At 41.5% G+C, this 21,644-nt stretch carries 23 protein-coding genes, 1 pseudogene and 2 riboswitches; of the genes and pseudogenes, 11 read left to right on the top strand and 13 right to left on the bottom strand.

Annotated elements, in window-relative coordinates; translation table 11 throughout:
• Window positions 1-44: 44 nt before the first annotated feature.
• Complete coding sequence (gene mntR, locus LC065_RS11890) at window positions 45-476, bottom strand: transcriptional regulator MntR (RefSeq protein WP_226590866.1); 432 nt, start codon at window positions 474-476, stop codon at window positions 45-47.
• 243 nt (window positions 477-719) lie between these two features.
• Window positions 720-3,293 (bottom strand): vitamin B12-dependent ribonucleotide reductase, encoded by a 2,574-nt coding sequence (locus LC065_RS11885; protein ID WP_306163433.1) that lies wholly within the window; start codon window positions 3,291-3,293, stop codon window positions 720-722.
• Window positions 3,294-3,664: 371 nt separating this feature from the next.
• Between LC065_RS11885 and LC065_RS11880 the strand changes: the two genes are divergently transcribed.
• On the top strand, window positions 3,665-4,045 hold the full coding sequence (locus tag LC065_RS11880; RefSeq protein ID WP_226590871.1) for a rhodanese-like domain-containing protein: 381 nt from the start codon (window positions 3,665-3,667) through the stop codon (window positions 4,043-4,045).
• Window positions 4,046-4,239: 194 nt separating this feature from the next.
• Here the strand turns inward: LC065_RS11880 and gcvPB are convergent, their stop codons facing one another.
• The 3 genes and pseudogenes from gcvPB to gcvT form a co-directional block, all read right to left on the bottom strand.
• Entirely contained in the window at window positions 4,240-5,703 is a 1,464-nt protein-coding gene (gene gcvPB / locus LC065_RS11875) for an aminomethyl-transferring glycine dehydrogenase subunit GcvPB (RefSeq protein ID WP_226590874.1), read from the bottom strand.
• Window positions 5,696-7,046: pseudogene (gene gcvPA, locus LC065_RS11870) on the bottom strand (aminomethyl-transferring glycine dehydrogenase subunit GcvPA). The gene gcvPB and the pseudogene gcvPA overlap by 8 nt, the downstream one beginning before the upstream one ends.
• Window positions 7,047-7,064: 18 nt before the next feature.
• On the bottom strand, window positions 7,065-8,165 hold the full coding sequence (gcvT, locus tag LC065_RS11865) for a glycine cleavage system aminomethyltransferase GcvT (protein ID WP_226590881.1): 1,101 nt from the start codon (window positions 8,163-8,165) through the stop codon (window positions 7,065-7,067).
• Between the two features lie 67 nt (window positions 8,166-8,232).
• Window positions 8,233-8,324, bottom strand: a riboswitch (glycine riboswitch).
• 3 nt (window positions 8,325-8,327) lie between these two features.
• Window positions 8,328-8,417: riboswitch (glycine riboswitch) on the bottom strand.
• Window positions 8,418-8,605: 188 nt separating this feature from the next.
• Between gcvT and LC065_RS11860 the strand changes: the two genes are divergently transcribed.
• Window positions 8,606-10,249 carry a DEAD/DEAH box helicase gene (locus LC065_RS11860; protein WP_306163432.1) on the top strand — a complete coding sequence of 548 codons (1,644 nt, stop codon included), beginning with the start codon at window positions 8,606-8,608 and terminating at the stop codon, window positions 10,247-10,249.
• Window positions 10,246-11,076: a YqhG family protein gene (locus LC065_RS11855; RefSeq protein ID WP_226590888.1), complete on the top strand. Its 831-nt coding sequence runs from the start codon at window positions 10,246-10,248 to the stop codon at window positions 11,074-11,076. Before LC065_RS11860 ends, LC065_RS11855 begins: the two co-directional genes overlap by 4 nt.
• Before the next feature lie 137 nt (window positions 11,077-11,213).
• Here the strand turns inward: LC065_RS11855 and LC065_RS11850 are convergent, their stop codons facing one another.
• Both LC065_RS11850 and LC065_RS11845 read right to left on the bottom strand, forming a co-directional pair.
• Window positions 11,214-11,396 (bottom strand): YqzE family protein, encoded by a 183-nt coding sequence (locus tag LC065_RS11850; RefSeq protein WP_226590892.1) that lies wholly within the window; start codon window positions 11,394-11,396, stop codon window positions 11,214-11,216.
• Window positions 11,397-11,446: 50 nt separating this feature from the next.
• Window positions 11,447-11,929 carry a shikimate kinase gene (locus LC065_RS11845; RefSeq protein WP_226590895.1) on the bottom strand — a complete coding sequence of 161 codons (483 nt, stop codon included), beginning with the start codon at window positions 11,927-11,929 and terminating at the stop codon, window positions 11,447-11,449.
• A gap of 94 nt (window positions 11,930-12,023) precedes the next feature.
• Here LC065_RS11845 and comGA point away from each other — a divergent pair, with 94 nt between their 5' ends.
• The 6 genes from comGA to LC065_RS11815 all read left to right on the top strand — a co-directional run bounded on the left by comGA (window position 12,024) and on the right by LC065_RS11815 (window position 15,854).
• The gene (comGA, locus tag LC065_RS11840) at window positions 12,024-13,034 is read left to right on the top strand and encodes a competence type IV pilus ATPase ComGA (protein WP_226590897.1); all 1,011 of its coding nucleotides are present in this window, start codon (window positions 12,024-12,026) and stop codon (window positions 13,032-13,034) included.
• Window positions 12,988-14,040 (top strand): type II secretion system F family protein, encoded by a 1,053-nt coding sequence (locus tag LC065_RS11835; protein ID WP_226590900.1) that lies wholly within the window; start codon window positions 12,988-12,990, stop codon window positions 14,038-14,040. The genes comGA and LC065_RS11835 overlap by 47 nt, the downstream gene beginning before the upstream one ends.
• Window positions 14,041-14,056: 16 nt before the next feature.
• A complete protein-coding gene (gene comGC / locus LC065_RS11830; RefSeq protein WP_226590903.1) occupies window positions 14,057-14,374 on the top strand; it encodes a competence type IV pilus major pilin ComGC in 318 nt (105 codons plus the stop codon).
• Window positions 14,346-14,798, top strand: coding sequence for a competence type IV pilus minor pilin ComGD (gene comGD / locus LC065_RS11825; protein ID WP_226590906.1), 453 nt, complete (start codon window positions 14,346-14,348; stop codon window positions 14,796-14,798). Before comGC ends, comGD begins: the two co-directional genes overlap by 29 nt.
• Before the next feature lie 302 nt (window positions 14,799-15,100).
• Window positions 15,101-15,517 (top strand): competence type IV pilus minor pilin ComGF, encoded by a 417-nt coding sequence (locus tag LC065_RS11820; protein ID WP_226590909.1) that lies wholly within the window; start codon window positions 15,101-15,103, stop codon window positions 15,515-15,517.
• The gene (locus LC065_RS11815; RefSeq protein WP_226590911.1) at window positions 15,480-15,854 is read left to right on the top strand and encodes a hypothetical protein; all 375 of its coding nucleotides are present in this window, start codon (window positions 15,480-15,482) and stop codon (window positions 15,852-15,854) included. Before LC065_RS11820 ends, LC065_RS11815 begins: the two co-directional genes overlap by 38 nt.
• Window positions 15,855-15,885: 31 nt before the next feature.
• On the opposite strand, the gene LC065_RS11810 is transcribed toward LC065_RS11815, so the two are convergent.
• Complete coding sequence (locus LC065_RS11810; protein WP_226590913.1) at window positions 15,886-16,269, bottom strand: Spx/MgsR family RNA polymerase-binding regulatory protein; 384 nt, start codon at window positions 16,267-16,269, stop codon at window positions 15,886-15,888.
• 245 nt (window positions 16,270-16,514) lie between these two features.
• Between LC065_RS11810 and LC065_RS11805 the strand changes: the two genes are divergently transcribed.
• A complete protein-coding gene (locus tag LC065_RS11805) occupies window positions 16,515-16,760 on the top strand; it encodes a DUF2626 domain-containing protein (protein WP_146812856.1) in 246 nt (81 codons plus the stop codon).
• A gap of 54 nt (window positions 16,761-16,814) precedes the next feature.
• Here LC065_RS11805 and LC065_RS11800 read toward each other — a convergent pair whose 3' ends face one another.
• Complete coding sequence (locus LC065_RS11800) at window positions 16,815-17,438, bottom strand: MBL fold metallo-hydrolase (RefSeq protein WP_226590915.1); 624 nt, start codon at window positions 17,436-17,438, stop codon at window positions 16,815-16,817.
• A gap of 187 nt (window positions 17,439-17,625) precedes the next feature.
• Between LC065_RS11800 and LC065_RS11795 the strand changes: the two genes are divergently transcribed.
• A complete protein-coding gene (locus tag LC065_RS11795; protein WP_089651730.1) occupies window positions 17,626-17,790 on the top strand; it encodes a DUF2759 domain-containing protein in 165 nt (54 codons plus the stop codon).
• Window positions 17,791-17,843: 53 nt separating this feature from the next.
• Here LC065_RS11795 and LC065_RS11790 read toward each other — a convergent pair whose 3' ends face one another.
• The 4 genes from LC065_RS11790 to LC065_RS11775 all read right to left on the bottom strand — a co-directional run bounded on the left by LC065_RS11790 (window position 17,844) and on the right by LC065_RS11775 (window position 21,573).
• A complete protein-coding gene (locus tag LC065_RS11790; protein WP_306163431.1) occupies window positions 17,844-18,338 on the bottom strand; it encodes an ABC transporter permease in 495 nt (164 codons plus the stop codon).
• Window positions 18,328-18,633: an ABC transporter permease gene (locus tag LC065_RS11785; protein WP_306163430.1), complete on the bottom strand. Its 306-nt coding sequence runs from the start codon at window positions 18,631-18,633 to the stop codon at window positions 18,328-18,330. Before LC065_RS11785 ends, LC065_RS11790 begins: the two co-directional genes overlap by 11 nt.
• A 13-nt stretch (window positions 18,634-18,646) precedes the next feature.
• The gene (locus tag LC065_RS11780) at window positions 18,647-19,333 is read right to left on the bottom strand and encodes an ABC transporter ATP-binding protein (RefSeq protein ID WP_226590917.1); all 687 of its coding nucleotides are present in this window, start codon (window positions 19,331-19,333) and stop codon (window positions 18,647-18,649) included.
• 359 nt (window positions 19,334-19,692) lie between these two features.
• The gene (locus LC065_RS11775) at window positions 19,693-21,573 is read right to left on the bottom strand and encodes an LTA synthase family protein (protein WP_306163429.1); all 1,881 of its coding nucleotides are present in this window, start codon (window positions 21,571-21,573) and stop codon (window positions 19,693-19,695) included.
• Window positions 21,574-21,644: the final 71 nt, after the last annotated feature.

Below are 21,644 nucleotides of genomic sequence, written 5' to 3'. Positions count from 1 at the left end.
AGTTTATCAGCAAATAAAAGACGCATGGGATCCCATGCGTCTACTTACTCATCATTCTGTTCTTCATTCTTTTTCTGGACTTCTCTCAAAGAATCCACTCGCTCCGGGTTCTCATCAAAATATTGAACGAGATCTCCTATACGGTCGATGGAATTCCAACTCATGTGGTGCTCAATACCCTCAACATCATCATAGATGTTCTCCTGATCGACACCGATAATCTCTAAGAACTGCTCCAAAAGTTCATGACGATATACAAGCCGTTTCCCAACTTTCTTTCCTTTTGGTGTTAGGATCAACCCGCGATATTTTTCATAGTTCAAGTATTGGTCTCGGTCAAGTTTTTGAACCATCTTCGTCACGGATGACGGATGCACCTGCAGATTTTCAGCAATATCAGAAACACGTGCATACCCTTTATCTTCAATCAATATATATATTTGTTCAATATAATCTTCCATGCTAGGTGTCGGCATGTTGAACCCCCAATACCCTGTCTTATGTACACGCCATACATAATATGACGGACGGTTTTTATAGCATATGTTTGCACAATAAAATGATACACCAGATTCCTACCAGTGACAAGCGAGGGCTGTACTTCTGAATTTTTGTGCATTTGAATTCGGGAAGCTCTAAAACCAAGATGGTTAGAGCAAGAATGTAATAAATCGCAATAAAAAATGAACCGGTCGTTAAAAACGACCGGTTATTTTTCTTTACAATCCACACTTCAGTTGGGCATTACAATTTGTGCAAGTATTACAACCACCGATATCTTCAACCGTACCTTGGCGGCAGACTGGACAAGTATCTCCTACTTCAGATCCAATCGTAACGTTAGTCTTGTCGAGTTCATGAATGGTATCCATAAGAACAACATGGGGTTTTTTGTCTTCAGATTCAAACAGTTCCGTCTGTTCTCCCTCGAAGTCATTTTCTTCTGCTTTCAAAGATAGTACTTGACTATCTCGACTTCCATCAACATACACCGTACCGCCTTTGGCACCTCCACGGTATAGTCGTTGGTACACTCGTTCCACTTCTTCAACTGTGTATCCTTTCGGAGCATTGACTGTCTTGGATATACTGCTATCCACCCAGCGCTGTATAATACACTGTGTATCCGCGTGTGCCTCCGGTGTCATAGTCATTGCGGTGATGAACCAATCCGGCAGCTCATTTGGATCTTGTTCCGGATGAGCATCCAAATATTCCTGAAGAATATCTGCTTTAACCTCGATAAATTTACCTAATCGACCGCTTCTATAATAGGAGAATGAAAAGTAAGGCTCAAGACCCGTACTTACGCCTACCATTGTACCTGTACTTCCTGTAGGTGCAACAGTTAAGAGATGGGAGTTTCTAATACCATAAGTCAATACATCCTGGCGTATATCTTCCGGCATTTCCTTCATATAACCGGTTTGAATAAAACGTTCTCGCAGCTCTTTCGTCTCTGCATCCGTTTTTCCTGTTAAGAATGGGAAGCTTCCTTTTTCTTTCGCAAGTTCAACGGACTCACGGTATGCCGTAGTTGCGATAGCTTCAAAAATTTCATCGACCAGTTGATTCCCTTCTTCTGATCCATATGTTGTTTCACAATAAATCAACAAGTCATGCAGTCCCATGACACCAAGTCCAATTCTTCGTTCTCCAAGGGCCTGTACTTTATTTTCCTCTAAGAAATATGGAGTTGCATCAATTACATTGTCCTGCAAACGCACACCACGGCGTACCGTTTTCTTAAGCTTTTCAAAGTCGACCTGCTTACGATCTTTATCTGCAAGATTTGCCAAATTAACAGCAGCCAAATTACAAACAGAATAAGGGGCAAGCGGCTGTTCCCCACAAGGGTTCGTAGCAACGACCTTCTGTCCATAGGCTGTTGCATTTGTCTTCTCATTGGCATTATCAATAAAGAATATCCCCGGCTCAGCCGAATACGTAGCACAAATATTGATGAGGTTCCATAGTTCGCTAGCTTTCACAGTACGATACGTGCGTACACCAAATCCGCGAGCTTCCCATTCACGAACATCTCCACTTTGATGCCATTCTTCATTGTATCTTTCCATTTCTTCCGCTGAGTAATTTTCTACATCCGGGAAACGCAGCTCATAATCAGCATCATTTTCCACTGCTTCCATGAATTCATTGGTGATACAAACTGAAATGTTGGCACCTGTCAGGAATTCAGAATTATGAACGGTATAGTTTCCACCCAAGTGCAGCTTTTCTTCCGCTTCTTGAATGCTTTGGTCCGTAAACCCTCCTTGTCCCTGAATGTGCTTATAATTGACAACACTCTGGTACAAGTCTTTCTCCGTTTCCGTGAGAGGGGTAAACTTCAATTTATCTTTAGCCAACTGCTTGATCGTTTCATCTTCGGTATTCTCAATGAGGAATCGAAGAATTCTCGTATTTTGCATTTTAGAGATAATAAACTCCAAGATGTCGGGGTGCCAGTCGGATAACATGATCATTTGCGCCCCTCGTCTCGAACCGCCTTGTTCCACAAGATGTGTAAGCTTCGCGATATCATCGAGCCTGGAAACCGAACCTGAAGATTTACCATTCACTCCTCGAGCCAGCGTATTACGTGGGCGTAACGTCGATCCGTTTGTTCCAACTCCACCTCCACGGGACATGATTTCCATCACCTGCTTACGATGGTCCGATATACCCTCGCGGGAGTCTTGAATGTATGGCATGACATAACAATTAAAATACGTAACGTCGGTTTGTGAACCTGCGCCATACAATACACGTCCAGCTGGAATGAAATTCAACTCCGATAACTCTTCATAAAAGTCATGGAAGCTCTGCTGTTTCTTTTCTGTGTCTGTTTCTACTTCTGAGAGACCTGACGCATTTCGAAGTGCAATCTGCTCATAATAGACTTCCAGAGGTTTATCAATGGTATCAAGGTTGCGCTTGATCAATCCCGTTCTTCGTTCCTCTTCATGTTCAAGAACATTTAAGAATTCATTCTCCACTTTCACAATGGCTTGATGGGACTGCCAGTCAATGGAATGAATAAATCCAAATCCTCGAGCAGGAAACTTAGGGTCGTCCTTAACTGTAAGAACAACGAAATCTCCCTCTGCAAGAGTCAACTTTTCTGTATCTTTAAACGCATACCTGTCTAGCATCACAAGTCTTGATACACCTTTGTGCGTAATTGTCATGGATTCAGTAATCTCATGGACCTGTGGAAATTGCCTTATATCCGCATTGAGGCGGTCCACGTCAATTTTCGTGTGTACATCTGTGGAGGTGGTCGTCTGCATTTTGCATCTCTCCCTTTAAACTAAAAACTAAGTAATTTTCATTTGATATAAGTAACATACCACATCTACAAAAAGATAATCAATATATTGTGTTGTGATAATTTTCAGTCACCATATATTGTGCTGTTGAACGAATATGTAGAAACTTGTCAATCGAAAAATCTTGAGATATTAAACGGATATACCAGAGATTGAAAGAAAAACCTGCTCCCTATTGTTTGTATCAGCTTTTTCATCATTTGCATCCAAACACCTTCTACAATCCTCGACAAAATAACAATTCCCCGCAAGTTTCGGAAAAATTTTTTTGAAATACTCATCATTCCCTCCTATAATAGATAGAGGAATAGAGAAATGAGGGGGATGGAAAGATGGATTTATGGATCTTAATCGCAGCGATCCTAGTGGTTATCGCTTTCGGTTTGTATAGATTCTTCAAAGCAAGAAAAATCATGACCACATTACCGGAAGACAAGTTCCGCGAGGGCTACAGAAAAGCCCAGTTAATTGACGTTCGTGAACCGAAGGAATTTGATGGCGGTCACATCTTAGGGGCAAGAAATATTCCATTGTCTCAAATGAAGAACCGCCTTATTGAAATCCGCAAAGACAAACCTGTTTATCTATACTGCCAAAGCGGCGCCCGGTCCGCGCGTGCCGCAATGATGCTCCACAAACAAGGATATGAAGACCTCAATATGCTTGAAGGTGGCTTCAAAAAGTGGAATGGTAAGGTCAAAACGAAAAAATAATCAACCCTCCCGGTTCCCCTAAGAACCGGGATTTTATTTTCTTCCCATTAAACTATCGCTCCCGCGGAAAGCGAGCTATTCCCCGTAGCCCCAACCACTCAATAAAAGTCTGGAAACTGGCTATTCAAGTATCCTGCCATATTGTTTAAGAGATAAAACCCGGCGTCCATATCTAGACGGACGCCGGGTTTTTGTTATTGCTCTTTTTGGTATCTTAAAACAGGTTTACGCGCTGCCTGAGTTTCATCCATACGGCTCACAATCGTTGTATGAGGAGCCTCCTGTACTTTTTCAGGATCATTTTCCGCTTCGTGTGCGATTTGAATCATACGGTCAATGAAATCGTCCAGGGTTTCTTTTGATTCCGTTTCCGTGGGTTCGATCATGAGTGCCTCTTCCACATTGATCGGAAAGTAGATCGTTGGCGGGTGATAGCCGAAGTCTAGGAGACGCTTCGCCATATCCAATGTGCGGACCCCAAGTTTTTTCTGCCGCTTCCCTGACAAAATGAATTCGTGTTTACAATGACGGTCGAATGGAAGATCGAATTCCTCTTGAAGACGTCGCATCATGTAATTTGCATTGATGACGGCGTACTCACTCACTTTTTTCAGCCCTTCTGGTCCCATCGTACGGATATACGTATAGGCACGTACATTGATTCCGAAGTTCCCATAATACGGTTTCACTCTCCCGATGGATTTAGGACGATCATAGTCAAACACATATAGATCATTTTTCTTCGTCAAAATCGGTGCTGGTAGGTATTCAGCAAATTCTGCCGTTACTCCTACTGGACCTGACCCCGGACCTCCGCCACCATGAGGACCTGTGAATGTTTTATGAAGGTTCAAGTGAACGACATCAAAACCCATGTCTCCTGGGCGCGCATAGCCAAGAATGGCGTTAAGGTTCGCTCCATCATAATAGAGCTTACCGCCAGCTTCATGCACGATGGCTGCCATTTCTTCGATATCCTCTTCAAACAAACCGAGGGTATTCGGGTTGGTGAGCATTAACGCTGCCGTTTGATCATTTACGACACGCTTCAAGTCTTCCAAGTCCACAAGACCTCGCTCATCTGACTTGACCGTAACCGCTTCAAAACCTGCGACTGTTGCTGAGGCAGGGTTCGTACCATGAGCCGAGTCTGGAACAATCACTTTCGTACGGTTCGTTTCTCCTTTTGCTTCGTGATAAGCACGGATCATCATTAATCCCGTCCATTCCCCGTGTGCGCCTGCAGCTGGCTGTAAAGTAACGGTATCCATTCCAGTGATCGCAGCCAGGGATTCTTGCAAATCATACATTAGATGTAGAGCTCCCTGTACACTTTCCACCGGTTGGTAAGGGTGGATATGACTGAAACCAGTCAGCCGAGCTACATCTTCATTCATTTTCGGGTTGTATTTCATCGTACAAGATCCAAGAGGGTAAAACCCTGAGTCAACCCCGTGGTTTCTTTTAGAAAGAGCGGTGTAGTGACGCATAATCTGCAGTTCACTCACCTCCGGAAGGTCCGGTTCACTTTTTCTAACATAGGCTTCTCCGATTACATCATCAACATTCGTTTCCGGCACATCAAACTCTGGCAAACTATAGCCGGTACGACTTTCTTGGCTCAATTCAAATATCAATGGAAAGTCCTGATTAGACATGAAGATCCCCCACTTCCTTGACAAACGTATCAATTTCTTCTTTTGTCCGGATTTCTGTTACGGCTACTAGCATACAGTTCTTCAGTTTTTCGTCTGCCTCACCCAGGTCATATCCTCCAATGATACCGCGATCAAGCAGCTTGTGGTTGAACTCTTTTACGTCTCTGTCTAATTTGACTACAATTTCGTTGAAAAATGCTCCATCAAAAACAACCTCTATACCTTTTTCCTGGAGTTGTTTCTTCATATAGGCTGCTTTTTGAATGTTCATCCAGGACATCTTTTTCAGTCCCTGTTTACCAAGGGAAGACATCGCTACGGATGAAGCGAGAGCATTCAAAGCCTGATTGGAACAAATGTTTGAAGTGGCTTTATCACGACGGATGTGCTGCTCTCTCGCCTGCAAAGTCAACACGAAACCACGACGACCTTCCTCATCCACCGTCTGTCCAACGAGTCTCCCTGGTACTTTTCTCATCAATTTCTTCGTCGTCGCAAAATATCCACAGTGCGGGCCGCCATATTGTGCTGGTATTCCGAACACTTGAGCATCTCCGACAACGATATCAGCTCCAAATTCGCCTGGAGGCGTTAAGTATCCTAGAGCGAGGGGGGTTGCTTGATGTAATCATCATCGCTTTTTTCTGTGTATCTACAATAGATCTAACCTGGTCCAGCGGTTCGATTTGACCGAAGAAGTTCGGATACTGAATAACAACACTTGCCGTGTCTTCATCTATTTCTCTTTCTAACTGCTCAAGGTCTGTTCTACCGTCCTTGTGATCAATCTCCACCACTTCAACGCCTGGTCCTTTAACATAAGAATGGATAACAGCTAAGGACTCAGGATGAATGGCTTTCGACACGAGTACTTTCTTTTTCTTCGTTTGTCCTGCAGACAAGTTGACCGCTTCAGCTAGAGCTGTTCCACCATCGTACATCGAGGAGTTCGCCACATCCATCCCTGTCAATTCACAAATCATCGTTTGAAATTCAAAGATTGCCTGCAGCTCTCCTTGAGAGATTTCAGGTTGATAAGGAGTATAGGCTGTGTAGAACTCTGATCTTGAAATCACATGATCTACAATAGAAGGAATGTAATGATCATAGACACCTGCACCAAGAAAAGAGATATGAGACTTCAAATTGACGTTCTTCCCTGCAAGTTCCGTCAATTCTTTCATGAGTTGGAATTCATTTTTAGGTTCTTTAATTTCCAGCTCGCCTTTAAAACGAATATTTTCCGGTATATCTGAGAAAAGTTCGTCGGAATGTTCGACACCGATTACATCCAGCATTTCTTTTTTATCTGTTTCTGTCATGGGCAAATAACGAAACTCCATGCTTCCATCCCCCTCGGTTTATCTTTTATAAAAAGGTGTTTTTACGACTTTCGCTTTTAATTTCCGTTTACGGACTTGTACCGTTACTTCTGTCCCTTCGGCCGTATATTCGCTGTTGAGAAGTGCCAAACCGACGTTTTTCCCAAGGGTCGGTGACTGGGTCCCTGTCGTAACAAAACCGATAACTTCTTCTCCATCCAGAACGTCGTAATGGGTACGCGGAATCCCCTTGTCGATCATCTCAATTCCGACAAGCTTTCGACCAGGTCCCTCTTCCTTTTGCCTCTTCAAAACTTCTTTACCAATGAAGTCTGCTTCTTTATTCACTTTCACAGCAAAGTTCAATCCAGCTTCAATGGGAGTAATCTCTTTACTAAGCTCTTGGCCATACAACGCAAGGTTCGCTTCAAATCGAAGTGTGTCACGTGCTCCCAGTCCAACTGGCTTCAACCCAAACGGTTCACCAGCCTCAAGGATGGCTTGCCACAGCTGGGCACCCGAATCTGCATGCAGATAAATTTCAAACCCGTCTTCACCCGTATATCCTGTGCGGGACACAAGAGCCTCTCCATCGACGCCCTTCAATGTCACACCTTGTTCAAAACGGAAAAACTTGATGTTGGAGAGTTCCGTGTCCGTAATGGTTTGAAGCGCTTCTTCCGCTTTCGGTCCCTGGACCGCGAGCTGTACATATTCATCAGAGACGTCTTCCACGATTACATCGCCTTCTTGATGTTCTTTCAACCACTCATAGTCCTTATGACGGTTCGCTGCATTGACGACAAGGAGATATTTATCTTGATCAAGATGGTAGACGATCAAGTCATCAACCGTTCCTCCGTCTTCATAGCACATAATCGTGTATTGGGCTTTCCCTGGCTCAAGCTTAGACACGTCGTTGGTGAGCATTTTTTGCAGGAAAGGAAGACTATCCGGTCCTTCTACCATCACTTCTGCCATATGAGAGACATCGAACAATCCTGCTGCTGTTCGTGTGGCCTGGTGCTCCTCTTTGATACTAGAGAACTGTACGGGTAAATCCCACCCACCAAAATCGATGGTTTTCGCTCCTAGTTTCTTGTATTCAGCGTATAACGGTGTTCGTTTCAAATCTGCCATTAGAACCACTCCTTGTCACTGATTTCGCCCATAAAAAAAAAAGAGACTTCACCGCTTGCACGGGAGTCTCTGTCCGTTTCACCAGAAAGTTTCACAACAGGAAGACCTGATGCTTGCTTCTTGGGTGGTTTGCACACAAAATGCAAACACTCTCCAGAGTTGCGTCCTATAGAGGTCTTTTTGCCTGAGAGATTCACAAATGAATGCTTGCTCCTTCGGCGCCACGGTCGTGGTCTCTCCCTCTACAGTCATTCGCTTTCGTATTTTTCTAGATTTTACCGGGCATACTATTGTGTAACGTTCACACAATGTTGTGTAACGTTCACACAATGTTGTGTATATTTTCAGCATCATTATATCACGCGTCTTTCACAAAAGACATGATAATTCTACAATAATTCGCAATCTTTTATCATTCCTATTGATGGAGGGCTACTAATATGATCGAAATACATCCAGACCAGTCATTTATTGGATTATTGAGCGAGAACCTTGAACATCCCGATAAACTTACAACATGGGATGGTTTTAAGCTCGCTTATCAAGCTGCTCAATTTAAAACCGTACCAAGATTCGACGGCCTCCTTGCTCTTGAACACCTTCCCCATGTAGATTTTATGGAACACCAGATTGAAGCAGCAGAAACAGCCGTTCATCAGATGAATGGACGGGCCATTCTAGCTGATGAAGTCGGGCTTGGAAAGACATTAGAAGCAGGACTGATATTAAAAGAGTATATGATCAGGGGAAGAGCTAAAAAAATCCTTATTTTGACTCCGGCTTCACTTGTAAACCAGTGGATCCAGGAGTTAAATGAAAAGTTTTATATTCAGGCTGCATCCCCCCGGAAAAAACACGCCTCCTGGAATGAATGGGATGTGACCGTAACTTCCATAGATATGGCTAAACGTGATAAACACAGAGAAGTCATCTTGGATATCGACTATGACCTCATCATTATTGACGAAGCACATAAGCTAAAGAACCACCAAACAAAAAATTATCAGTTCGTACAATCTTTGAAAAAAACTTATTGTCTATTATTAACAGCCACACCCATTCAAAACAAACTGAGTGATTTGTTTAATTTAGTTTCCATTCTTAAACCCGGTTATCTTGGAAACCTGACTGATTTCAAGAAAAAGTATAAAGAAAACGCGGATGATGAGGATAATATCCAACACATTCATTCCCTCGTCGGACACTTAATGATCCGGAATCGGAGAAAAGATACCGGACTCGATTCATCCAAGCGTAAAGTCGTCAATGAGAGGCTCTCGTTCTCTGAGGAAGAAATGAACATGTACAGAAAACTAGAAGCTCTGAAAGCGAATCACCCCTCCTTTACTTGGCTGACACTAGCAAAAGAACTATGTTCGTCTAGAGAAGCTTGTTACATGTCCCTGAACCAATTGAAGAAAAAAGCTCCTGAAGAAAAAGCAGGCGTATATGATGAGTACATTGAAGCGATTGGTCAGGTTCCTCATCATGTGAAAGCTAAACGGATGACGGAACTCATTGAAAATACAGGCGAAAAATTCATTGTATTTACTGAATACCGTGCCACCCAATTTTATTTGCAGTGGTATCTCCAGCAGAATGGAATCACCTCCGTTCCATTCAGTGGAAAATTCAATAAGAGCAAGCGGGATTGGATGAAACAATTGTTCAAGACCAAAGCCCAGGTAATGGTGGCAACAGAAGCTGGCGGAGAAGGAATCAACCTCCAGTTTTGTCATCACATGATTAACTACGATCTTCCTTGGAATCCAATGCGTCTCGAACAGAGGATCGGGCGAATCCACCGCTTCGGACAGGAGCACGACGTTAAAATCTTTAACTTTGCAATCAAAGATACGATCGAAGATCACATCATGAAAATGCTGTATGAGAAAATCGAAATGTTCAAAAATGCGGTCGGTGATCTGGATCATATTCTTGAACAAATTCCTAGTGGCTCGTTCGAACATCAAATCCAGTCCATTCTCAAACAGTCGGAAAGTCAAGGTGAGGTCGACATCAAACTCAACAACTTGGTCAGTTATGTCGAGCATACGGTGAATGAAAGGAGAGAATCGAGTTGAATGCACCAAACCCATACAAATCATTCGTCAAGCAGTTCTTTTCATCACAGGGCTGTACAATTATAAATGATGCCCCCTCCCAATTCACAGTACAGCTTACAAATGAGATGGATGAGGAAATCATGAATCGACCTTTCTACTGGCATTACATGAAGAAAATGAATCGAGAAGGCGTTCCTATGAAGCTGACCTTCAGCGATACAGATCAGAAACAGACGGGCGGCATTTATCTTCATGCAGGAACCCCTAAACTTCACCGCTTGTACAATACAGCCATTTCTAAAGCACGGACAGCTAGACTTTATGAAGTGGTCCATCAGACGACCGGACAAAACAGGGCCATGAGTCCATGGCTGGTTGTTAACGGGCTTTTGCACTTTCGTGGAAAGCACACTAGGGATGAAGCCGTTTCCATAGGAATCAACTTGATTCATGGAACGATGATGCTTGGAATGATGGACAAAATGATGGATATGAATTTTGAAACAACCGTTTCGGATTATACATTTCCGATGAGGCCGGTCATTTCTTTATCTCATGCTTATAAACGCATGGAACGACATATTGAAACGTATGTAGGATCGCTCGATCATCAATGGGCGAAGGATTCTTTGCATCATCTTGAAAAAGAAACTCAATTGCTTGAATCCTTTTATGAGTCTGAAGACATCGATTTGGATTCTTTCACAAAAGAACGGGAGCAACTCGACAATCGATACAAGCCATATATAGAAATGGAAGTCATCAACGGGGGACTGTTTTATATTTCACAGGAAACCAGTAAGACTTGGATGCAAAACGAAGCTGGAGACATTCCAAGAGTTTAGAATTAACAGGTACAGACAGCTGATGACAGCCTAGCACGGGAACATGCCGCGAATAACTCTGCCATGTACCTGCGTGAATGCAAAGTTTAAAAAGACGAAAAAAGCCGCTGAGAGTTTCAGCGGCTTTTCTTACTTTTTCAATGATTGTTGATTCGTTTCCTTTTGAACATTTTCAAAGCTAAAGGAAGCAATCCGAACCAGTAAAAGGAAGATTTTTTGGAGGGCTTGGATTCTTTTCGTTGCTGCTTCTCATCCTTAGACATGTGCATATACTTGACAACTTCTTCTGTCAAAAACTTTACATAATCATTCTGATTCATGAGAACCCCTCTTTTTTTCCATTGTTACCTTTAGTATGCTCCAAACCCTGCTATTTTAGACGTGCCACCACTTCTTCGGTGATTTCTTCAGGGGTTTTCTGATCCACGTTAATAACAACATCTGCCGCTTGTTCATATAAATTCAGACGTTCATCAAACCGTTTTTTCTTTTCGGAGTCATCTCCTTTCCATAATGGGCGGTCAGTATCACCTGTCAACCTCTCCACAATCGTTTCCCATTCTGCTTTTAAGTACACAACGGTCCCCTCTTGCATGAGCGTTCGATTTTCTTCCCGGAGGATGACTCCTCCCCCTGTAGATACGACAACTTCTTCCTTTAAGTTGCTCAAGAATTCTGTTTCCTTATTTCGGAAGTAATTCTCTCCTTTTAAAGCAAACATATCCCGGATCTTCATTCCTTCCGCTTCTTCTATGGCCTCATCCATTTCTATGTATGGATATTTCATTTTTTCACTTACCATTTTTGCTATTGTAGATTTGCCACTTCCCATGAACCCTGTTAAAAATATCACTCAATATTCCCCCTTTAAAAAATCGTTGCAGGAATGACGCTCTTTATGTCGAATATTATAAAAGGCCAAATAATACGAAAGAGGTGGTAAATGATTGAAATCCATCGCTCAATATGCCCACGAGCTAATCGTTTCTGCTATCCAGCAAACCGCTACAGACATCCACTTTTCCCCTTTTGAAGAAACAGCCTCCATTCATTTCCGCATTCATGGCAAAAGGATTTTCCACTCGACAGCTCCACTCCCTTTGTACAAGAAACTACTTTCCTACTTCAAGTTCACTTCAGGAATGGATATAGGAGAACACAAACGTCCTCAGAACGGTACGATTCAACACCGCTCCAATCAGAACACATTCGACTTACGTCTATCAACGCTTCCCATAACTGGCACCGAAAGTTTGGCCATCCGAATTCTAAGACCGATGGATCATACCCCGCTTGAGCAACTTTTCCTCTTTCCTTACCAACTAAAAAAAATCCAGCGTTGGATGAATAACCGCAGTGGCATGATCCTCTTCACAGGACCGACGGGAAGCGGGAAAACCACCACCTTATATGCTTTGCTCCAATCCCTTACCTCCACAAGCTCTTTTCAGGCCATCACCCTTGAAGACCCAATTGAAAAGAATTTAAACAACATCATTCAAGTACAAGTGAACGAGCGTGCAGGAGTGACTTATGATACGGGGTTAAAAGCAGCCTTAAGACATGATCCAGACCTCTTAATGGTCGGAGAAATTCGTGACAAGTCAACCGCACAGTTCGCATTTCGCGCTGCTTTAAGCGGACACCTAGTCATTAGCACCATCCATGCCCGAGATGCACACGGCACCATACATCGGCTTAGAGAAATGAGTATCAAACAAACGGATATCGACCAAACCATGATTGCCATCGCCTCTCAACAACTCGTATCTCTTGAAGGAGCCAAGCATTTACCTAAAAGAGCGGCAATTCTTGAACTATTGGAAGGACCTCAATTAAAAAAAGCGATTGAAGGGCAGGCCAAACACCATCAGAACTTTCAATCGTTCAGACACTTAAGGAGGAAAGCCTATGCACTTGGTTTCGTTGCAAAAACCGAAGTGGACTCGTTTTCGTGACCCGCCTTTGCCTGTCAGTCAACAGATCCTGTTTTTCAAAAGGTGCAGTCATATTCTAGACAAAGGCTATCCCCTTCTCGACGCTTTGCAAATGACTAGCTGGGATACAAAACTGAAATCCACTTGTGATACCTTGACACGACACCTTAGCGCTGGCGATCCCATCCATGAAGCTTTTAAGAAAGCCCGCTTCTCCCTTTCCGTTACCAACTTCCTTTACTTCAGTCAGGTTCACCATAACTTGTCCAGAAGTTTTATGCAGTGTAAGGACATGTTGCAATTGAAAAAGGATTACAAAGAGAAATTCGTAAAAGTTATCCGGTACCCCGTATTTTTATTTGTTTTCCTTATTATTGCTTGCACAATCTTACAAAGAACAGTGATCCCGAATTTTTTACATCTATTTGAAGGTGAGAAAGATGGAACTTTTCGGCTGATGGTCATCATTATGCATGTCATGAATGGAACGGGCATCCTCATCCTTCTGACTGCTTTTCTCATTTTGACCATTATAATTATCTTACCGCGGATGTCATTAAAAAAAAAGCTGTCGTTATATGAAAAAGTCTCTCTCTTAAAGCTATACCATTCCTACTCCGTCTCCTTTCTATTTACAACCCACCTCCACTCTTTACTCCAGGCAGGCCTTCCACTAAAGGATGCAATAGAAATGATCAACGGGAATAAAAATTATGAATTGCTCTCTCATTATTGCAATGAATTGTTGCAAGAACTGTCCAACGGCAAAACTTTTGCTCAGGCGATTTACAGCTGTCCGTTATTCAGGCCGGAACTCACCAATATTTTTCATCATACCAACGACATCGAAGCTTTAAAGGATGAACTTGAACTTCTTGCCGAATTCTTAATGGAATACCTAAGCCAAAGGATTTCCACATGGCTCCACATCATACAGCCTGCTTTCTTTATCATCATCGCCATCGTTATCATCTTGATTTACGCATCCATCATGCTGCCCCTGTACCAGTGGATGAACCAAATTTAAACAAGGAGGACCACTCATGGTAAAAAACGAAAAAGGATTTACATTAATTGAGATGCTCATTGTTCTGCTAGTTATATCTGTATTGCTCATCATCACAATCCCTAACATGGCCAAAAACACTGACTCCGTAAAGACAAAAGGGTGTGAAGCACTCAAAAAAACCGTAGAGGCTCAAGTACAAGCATACTTTATAGAAACAGGTACTCCCCCCGCTTCTATTCAAATATTGGTGGATGAAAATTATATATCTCAGGCTAAATGTCCAAATGGTAAAGAATTGGTTATAAGCTCAGAGGGAGATGTAAGTGAAAAAGTGTCAACAGAAGGAACGTAACGGCTACACTTTTACAGAAATGGTCATCGTTTTATTGTGCTGGTCCATACTTCTCTCCTGTTTCATTCCTTTGCAATACCGTACCTTCCAAGAACTTGAAGCAAACCTTATCCTTCAACAATTAAAGGAAGATCTTCTCCTTACTCAACACCTTTCCATGAACGAACATGTTTACTATACACTGAATTTCGACGAAGAAGCGGGAGGCTATGTTTTATATGACACGAAAGAAAGAAAAACCATATTCACTCGAAAACTCCCTGAAAAATGGGTCATGCTTTTGACTACTCTTCAGCCAACGGTGCGGTTCAATCAGAAGGGAATCATTCAAAGAGCAGGAACGATGTACCTGTATGCACCAAATAAAACTTACAAAATCGTTTTTCCTTTCGGTTCGAGCAGGTTACGCATTGAAGAGATCTGAGGGTTTCACGGTACTGGAGACCATGAGTGCTTTTACCCTTCTAATGGTCATCGCACTATTCACAATTCCTTTGCTCACTGAAATAAGGAGCGCGCAGAAGGACCTTCAAATAGAAAGAGAAGCCATCACGCTGCTTCATGACGAATTTTTTGAACACAGGATGAGGAGTGGTCCACTCCCTTATACATCACAACATTCCTTACCTACTGAAATTACTCTGACCATTCAGACCGAGGAAGAATGGGTCGTAGGGTGCATATTATGGGAAAACCTGAGAAATGAAAACAAGGAGTTCTGCTTGTATGAGAAAAGGGAATAGGTCAAGTGAAAAAGCATTCACATTAGCAGAAGTATTGATCAGCCTAATGGTGACCATGATCCTATTAACGATTTCGGTTCCATTATTTTCTTTACTGAAAGGATTTGACTATTACTCTGAGTTATCAATTGATCAGCTCGGTGCAGTCATACAATGGGAAATCAACCAGTGCCGTTCCTATAACGTTTCCGATCATTCTATCTCATTGATTGATAAGCAGAATCGTCACATTGTAATGGAGCATTATGGAAAAATTTTCAGGAGAACCGTCGACGGATCTGGACATGAAACCCTCATTCAAAATGTAGATACTATTTCTTTTGAACATGAATCTCCTTCAATTCGTATGGAGGTGAAAATTCATGACCAAACTTACACCAGAAAAGTCCATCTTCCATAATGCTCAAGGAATTGTTTTCCCTTGGGTGCTCATTCTTTGCTTTTTACTTCTCATTGTCACTTTATCAACCATCAACCAATATAATAATCATCTTCTCCTTGTCAAAAGTCATCAATCTTCGGTTAGAAAACAACACATCCTCGACACTTCACGAATGAGATTAAATGTAAAATTAGAAACACTTCCCATAGAGCAAATGCAATACTCTTCTGCCTTTCATACTCCTGATGGTGAAAGTGTAGTTGACTGCAAACGTGAAGAAAGTCATTGGGATTGCCTTTGGAATATAGTCGTAAACAACAATCAATCCCAGGTTAGAACTTTTCAAATCCCATAAAAAAATCGCCCCTCACTGAGGGACGATGCTTTTATGAGATATTTTGCTTATATTCCATCCGTTTATCTGTAATCCCACGAAGCCCATCTAAATCATACCCAATAACTAATTTATCGCCATTTGTCAGGATCGGACGTCTCAAAAGCTTAGGCTTCTCAATAACCAACTCTAGAAATTCATTCAAGGTTAGGTCCTCAACATCAAGTTCAAGTGTTTTAAATTCTTTGCTTCTTTTCGCTAAAATTTCATCAATCCCATGGGTGGTCAGTGATAGGATCCTTCTTAATTCATCAGCGGTAGGAGTCTCACGAAACAGGTGCTGTTCGTTAAAATCCACCCCTTGACTCTTTAACCATGATTTCGTGCGCCGACAGGATGTACAACTTGGGTATGTGTAGAATTTTAACTTTTCCATGTTTAACGCTCCTCGCTTTTTTGTATAGCTATATTGTATATTGATTGTATAACCTTTGTACAATATTTTAAACTCCTTTTTTCTATTAGACAAATTATTTTCACAACTTGGCGGGTTAAAGAATAAGGACAAGTGGGAATACAAATACTGAAGAATGAAAGATGAATACGTTTTATTTACAATTGTATCCGGGTCGTTTATAATATGAATGATAGTTTAACGATAGAAAAGGAGGGGGAAAAAGCATGGATCGAATGTTTCGAGTACTGGCCTTTTGGACAGGTATCTTCGCTGTCATGTTCTATACAGGCGATATGATGGAAGCTTCCTTATTATCACTAGTTCAAACGGCTTTTTTCCTTACTATTGGTTACCTTAAGCTGTCAGAACGTATGTATGTGTACATATTCTTCTCATACTTGACAGTCTTTATGATTGGATTCACGTATTATTGTTCCTTTATCTTAGTACCAGGATTTGGTGGACACTAAAAAAAGAACCTGTCATCCTTTTAAAGGGTGACAGGTTCTTTTTTAGTCTTCATTTTAATTAAGGAAAGGATTTTCTTCCCGCTCTTCGCCTACTGTTGTCGGCTGACCGTGGCCAGGAAAGATTCGCATATCATTACGTAATGGGAATAATTGTTCCCTAATGCTTTTCTCAAGAACTTCGCGACTTCCTCCCGGCAAATCTGTACGTCCGATGCCTCTTTGGAATAAAGTATCTCCAGCAATGGTAAGTCGCTGGTTCCTAAAAACAAAGGAAACACTTCCTGGTGAATGTCCCGGGGTATGACGGACTTCAAATGGGAAATCTCCTATTTGCATTTGACCTGTTTCAAAGTAGTAATCCGCTGGCCTAGCAGTAATTTCACCTAACCCGAATAATGCGGATCCGTTCTTTTCTGGGTCCCCCAGCCATTCTGCTTCACTTTCATGTATGTAAACCGGAGCTCCATAAGCATCCCTTACTGCATCAACAGCTCCAATATGATCGAAGTGTGCATGGGTGAGTAGGACAGCAATAACCTCAAGTTTTCTTTCCTGTAAATAGTTCTGTAACTTTTCAAAATCCCCACCTGGATCAATGACCAACGCTTTATTGTTTTCATGGATAATATAAGCATTCGTTGCTATAGGACCAAGCGGTAACCTAGTAATTTTCTTCATTCTTCACACCTCATTTATTTCCTTATAAAATTATCGGCTTGATCGTACAATGTGTAAAAAAGATGTAGATAACTCGACAATTTTTTGTTTATACTATAAAATAGATAAGTACCAATAACTACATATAGTATAACATCTATCCTTTCTGGATGATAATAATGAAAAGAGACTTAGGGGGGTGCTGAATTTGGTAACAGCTATTCTTCTTTTACTCGTAACAATCTTATGTGTTTGGGCAATCTTCCGTGAACTTAAAACAAAAAACTTCTTTGCCGTTCTTTTTGCAGGTGCATCAGCATTGATTTTCGGATGGTTCTCAGTCATGACCATCTGGTACAACTTATTCGGTTAAACAATGAAAGCAAGCAGGCCTATCAGGTCTGCTTGCTTTTCTTGCTGATCATATCAGGAACGAGAACTTCTAATCTCCTCATCCGTTTGCAATAGCTGTTTATTTTTGTTGAAGAAGTACCTGTACATACATAATGTAATGAACATGGCACTCAATGATACAGAAGAAAAAATACTAAGAGAGATGACTAACTGATACTTGATGGCCATGACAGGTGAAACACCACCAAGAATCAAACCAGTCATCATTCCCGGAAGCTGGACAAGACCGATCGTTTTTAGTCGATCGACGTTAGGTATTAAGGATGCATGCAACGTATTTTGAACAATCAGATGTGACGCCTGTTTAGGTTCCGCTCCTAAGGATAAGGAAGCGAGCAACCGGCCGTTGTTTTCTTTAAACTCATTTTTCATTCGTTCAAGAGCAAGCCCCATTGCGGTCATACTGTTACCAATGACCATTCCACTCATGGGGATAACTTCAGAAGGTTTGAACTGGATCATGTCAAATAAGAGCCACAAACTCAACACCCCTACTTCAATGGCCAAAAGTCCCCCCAAAAAGTATAAAACCTACATAAGGCAAGTCCTTCCCTTTTTGCCTGGCATGAAAAGTTGCAATGATGATCATGACTGTCAACATAAATGGGATCCCGTAACGAGCGGGTAGATCAAAAAGGAATGTTAATATGTAACCGATGGCAAACAACTGGACCGTTCCTCTAACCGTAGACCAAATAACATTTTTGCTCACACCCAGCTGGTAATAATAAGACAATGCTAAAGGAACGATGACAAATATAATTAAAAAGAATAGCGACTGATTCGATATTTCTGGTTCCAAACCTTCTTCCTCCCTACTGCTCTAAAAACTTCGCAAGTTCTTCTGATTTCGGATCATCAAACATATCTGGTATTTTTCCGTCTTCTACGATCTGTCCATCACTAATAAACAAACCCCGGTTCCCCAGCCTCCGTGCTTGATTCAAATTATGGGTAACCATGAGCATAGTGAGCTTATGTTCTTCCATTAAACCCTCTAGTACCTCTTCAATTTCTTCTGCCGTGCGATAATCCAAGGCACTGGTCGGCTCATCGAGTAACAAAACTTCGGGTGAATTGGCCAATGTCCTTGCTAGAGAGACACGTTGCTTCTCCCCACCTGAGAGTTGATCTACGTCACGTTCCAAATAATCGGAGGGGAGTTGTACGTAATCCAATAATTTTTTCCCTTGTTGTTCTTCCCACTCACCAAACAAGGAAGGTCCATATTTAATGTTATCCAATACGGTTCCCGGAAATAGATTAGGCGCCTGGAGAACAAGTCCCACTTGTTTTCTCAAGTCAGTGATGGAATGTTGTTCAATCGGTTCCCCGTTAAAATAAATGTTCCCCTGCTCCGGATCATTCAGACGGTTTAATAAGAATAGTAAAGTACTCTTCCCAGCCCCTGACGGTCCAAAGAGGATGACTTTATCCTGCTTTTCCATTGTAAAATTAATATCTTGAAGCACCCCTTGGTACACATGCTCAAAACGAAACATACCATTCCCTCTCTCCATAAAACATTGTTTGTAAATATCATTACCCTTATATGTACGAATTTATGTGAACAGCAAACGAAAAGCTGCGTTTGCTTCTATTATGGCTGCCTATTCTCGCTCTTACATAAATCCCTGTAGAAGAAAGAGTTTCGACCCTTCACTCCATCGCATCGATACCCTAATATCCTTTGTCCTCATTTACAAAGCTTATCAGTTTTTTATAAAGCTTTCTAAATTGCAGGCCGGAAATCACTCTGGATTCGCTCCAGTTGCCGCTTGAGCCTCCCATTTTTTATCGAAGTTCATTTCTTACACCAGCAAAAATAAAGCCGCTAAGACTAAGTCCCAGCGGCTTTCACCTATTTATCGGATTGTTCGAAATCGTAAAACCTAAACAGGTCACCATAAATGATATTATCCGAATAATTCATTTCTTTGCTTACTTTTTCTTTAATGGGTTGGCATGCTTGTGCATTTTCTTCAGGAAGAGGTTCTCCTGAAGAGCGATCATAGCACGTTTCATTGGAATATAAATAATCTTCTGTAATGAAGCTGCCATCTCTTAAAGCAACGAAGTCTTTATTCTTTTCGGAAAACATGTTGTCACCGAAGGTCAAATCTCCATTCTCTTCAATACCAAGGAGGTGGAGTAATGTAGGTTTGACATCAATCTGTCCGACAACCTTATCCTGAACTCCCCCATCTTCGTAACCTGGAATGTGGATCATAAATGGCACTCGTTGAAGTTGTGTTTGCACATAAGGGTCCACTTCTTCTCCCATGAATTGCCCCATGGCTTTATTGTGAAAATCACTAATCCCATAATGATCACCCATCAGAACAATAATGGAATCATCATAAATACCCGCGTCTTTCAACTGCTGAAAAAACTGTTCCAATGCTTCATCTGTGTAGCGTGCGGTTTGAAAATAAGAATTCAATGTTTTTGAATTGGAATCGTATTTATCGATATTTGCTTTTTCTTCAGGAAGTTCAAATGGAAAATGGTGAGTCAAAGTAATAAATTTACTATAGAATGGTTTTTCCTGTGATTGCAAATATTTAATGGATTGTTCGAAAAACGCTTTGTCTTCCAGTCCCCAACCAAAAGAATTTTCAGGGGTCACTTCGAACGATTTCTCATCATAAAACTGATTATATCCTACATTGTCATACATGACGTCCCTGTTCCAAAAACTTGCGTTATTGGCATGGAAGACAGATGTTTCATAACCTTCTTCATTCAATATTTCCGGGAGAGCATTGTACTCATTTCCTGCATGTGTAAAGTACACAGAACCTCTTCCTAATGGGTAAAGGGAATTTTCAACAATAAACTCCGAATCGGAGGTCTTCCCTTGTGCTGTTTGATGGTAGAAGTTTTCAAAAGTTATGGTGTCCTTACTTTTTTTCAAATCATTAAGGAATGGCGTCGTTTCTGTACCATTAACTTCTGAGTCGAGCAGAAAGTTCTGGAACGACTCCACACTCACAAAAATAACGTTTTTATCTTCTGCAATCCCATACAACTCCGAATCTTTGTTTGATTGATCAGGAGATGTTTCTTTCAAATACGTTTCTATTTCACTGATTTCACTGCCGTCTGCAAATACACGCTGAGCTTTTGTTTTCGTCTGCATGCTTGCATCATAAAGATGGTAGTTGTATATCCCAATATTCTTCACCAAGTATTCGCGGTCAAAGGCCCGTACGAAAAGCATTGGGCGCTCAATCTCTGCAAGCACCACATTCCCAGCCAGAAGCAAAAATGTAACAGCTGTGGCTGCAATTTTCCCGCGTTTGGGTAGTTTTACAGTAAGGTCAAATTTTTTGCGGCTCAAATACCATACAAGTGCTACATCAGCGAAGATGAAAATGTCTTCGATGTGAAGCAGTGTCAAAAAACTTCCTGTGAGATCTGCAGCATTGTTCCCCTGAAAAAGCACGGGGATGGTAATAAAGTCTGTAAAGTTCCTGTAGAAAATCAAGTTTAAGAATAAGACCAATGAACCGATCAACGTTGTCCAGCGTAAATATTTCATTTGATTTTTTGGTTTCATCCATACACTAATTGCAAAAATCAAATAGGCACTGGCAATCGGATTAAATAAAAGTATGAATTCTTGCATTGGATTCTCAATCGATAAATCGAACATGAATCTATACACGACATATGTCTTCAGACCAAATAACAATGTCGCAATGATAAATAATGGCATGTTCTTCATTCTCCATTGCATCATGGTTCCTCCTCTAGTACGATACTGGTCCATTTTAACAAAAATTAACCAGGTTCCTTATCTTCTTTAAC

Source organism: Halobacillus litoralis (assembly GCF_020524085.2).
In the GTDB taxonomy this organism is placed as follows: Bacteria; Bacillota; Bacilli; order Bacillales; family Halobacillaceae; genus Halobacillus; species Halobacillus litoralis_E.
This window is presented reverse-complemented; position numbering and strand designations above follow the sequence as displayed.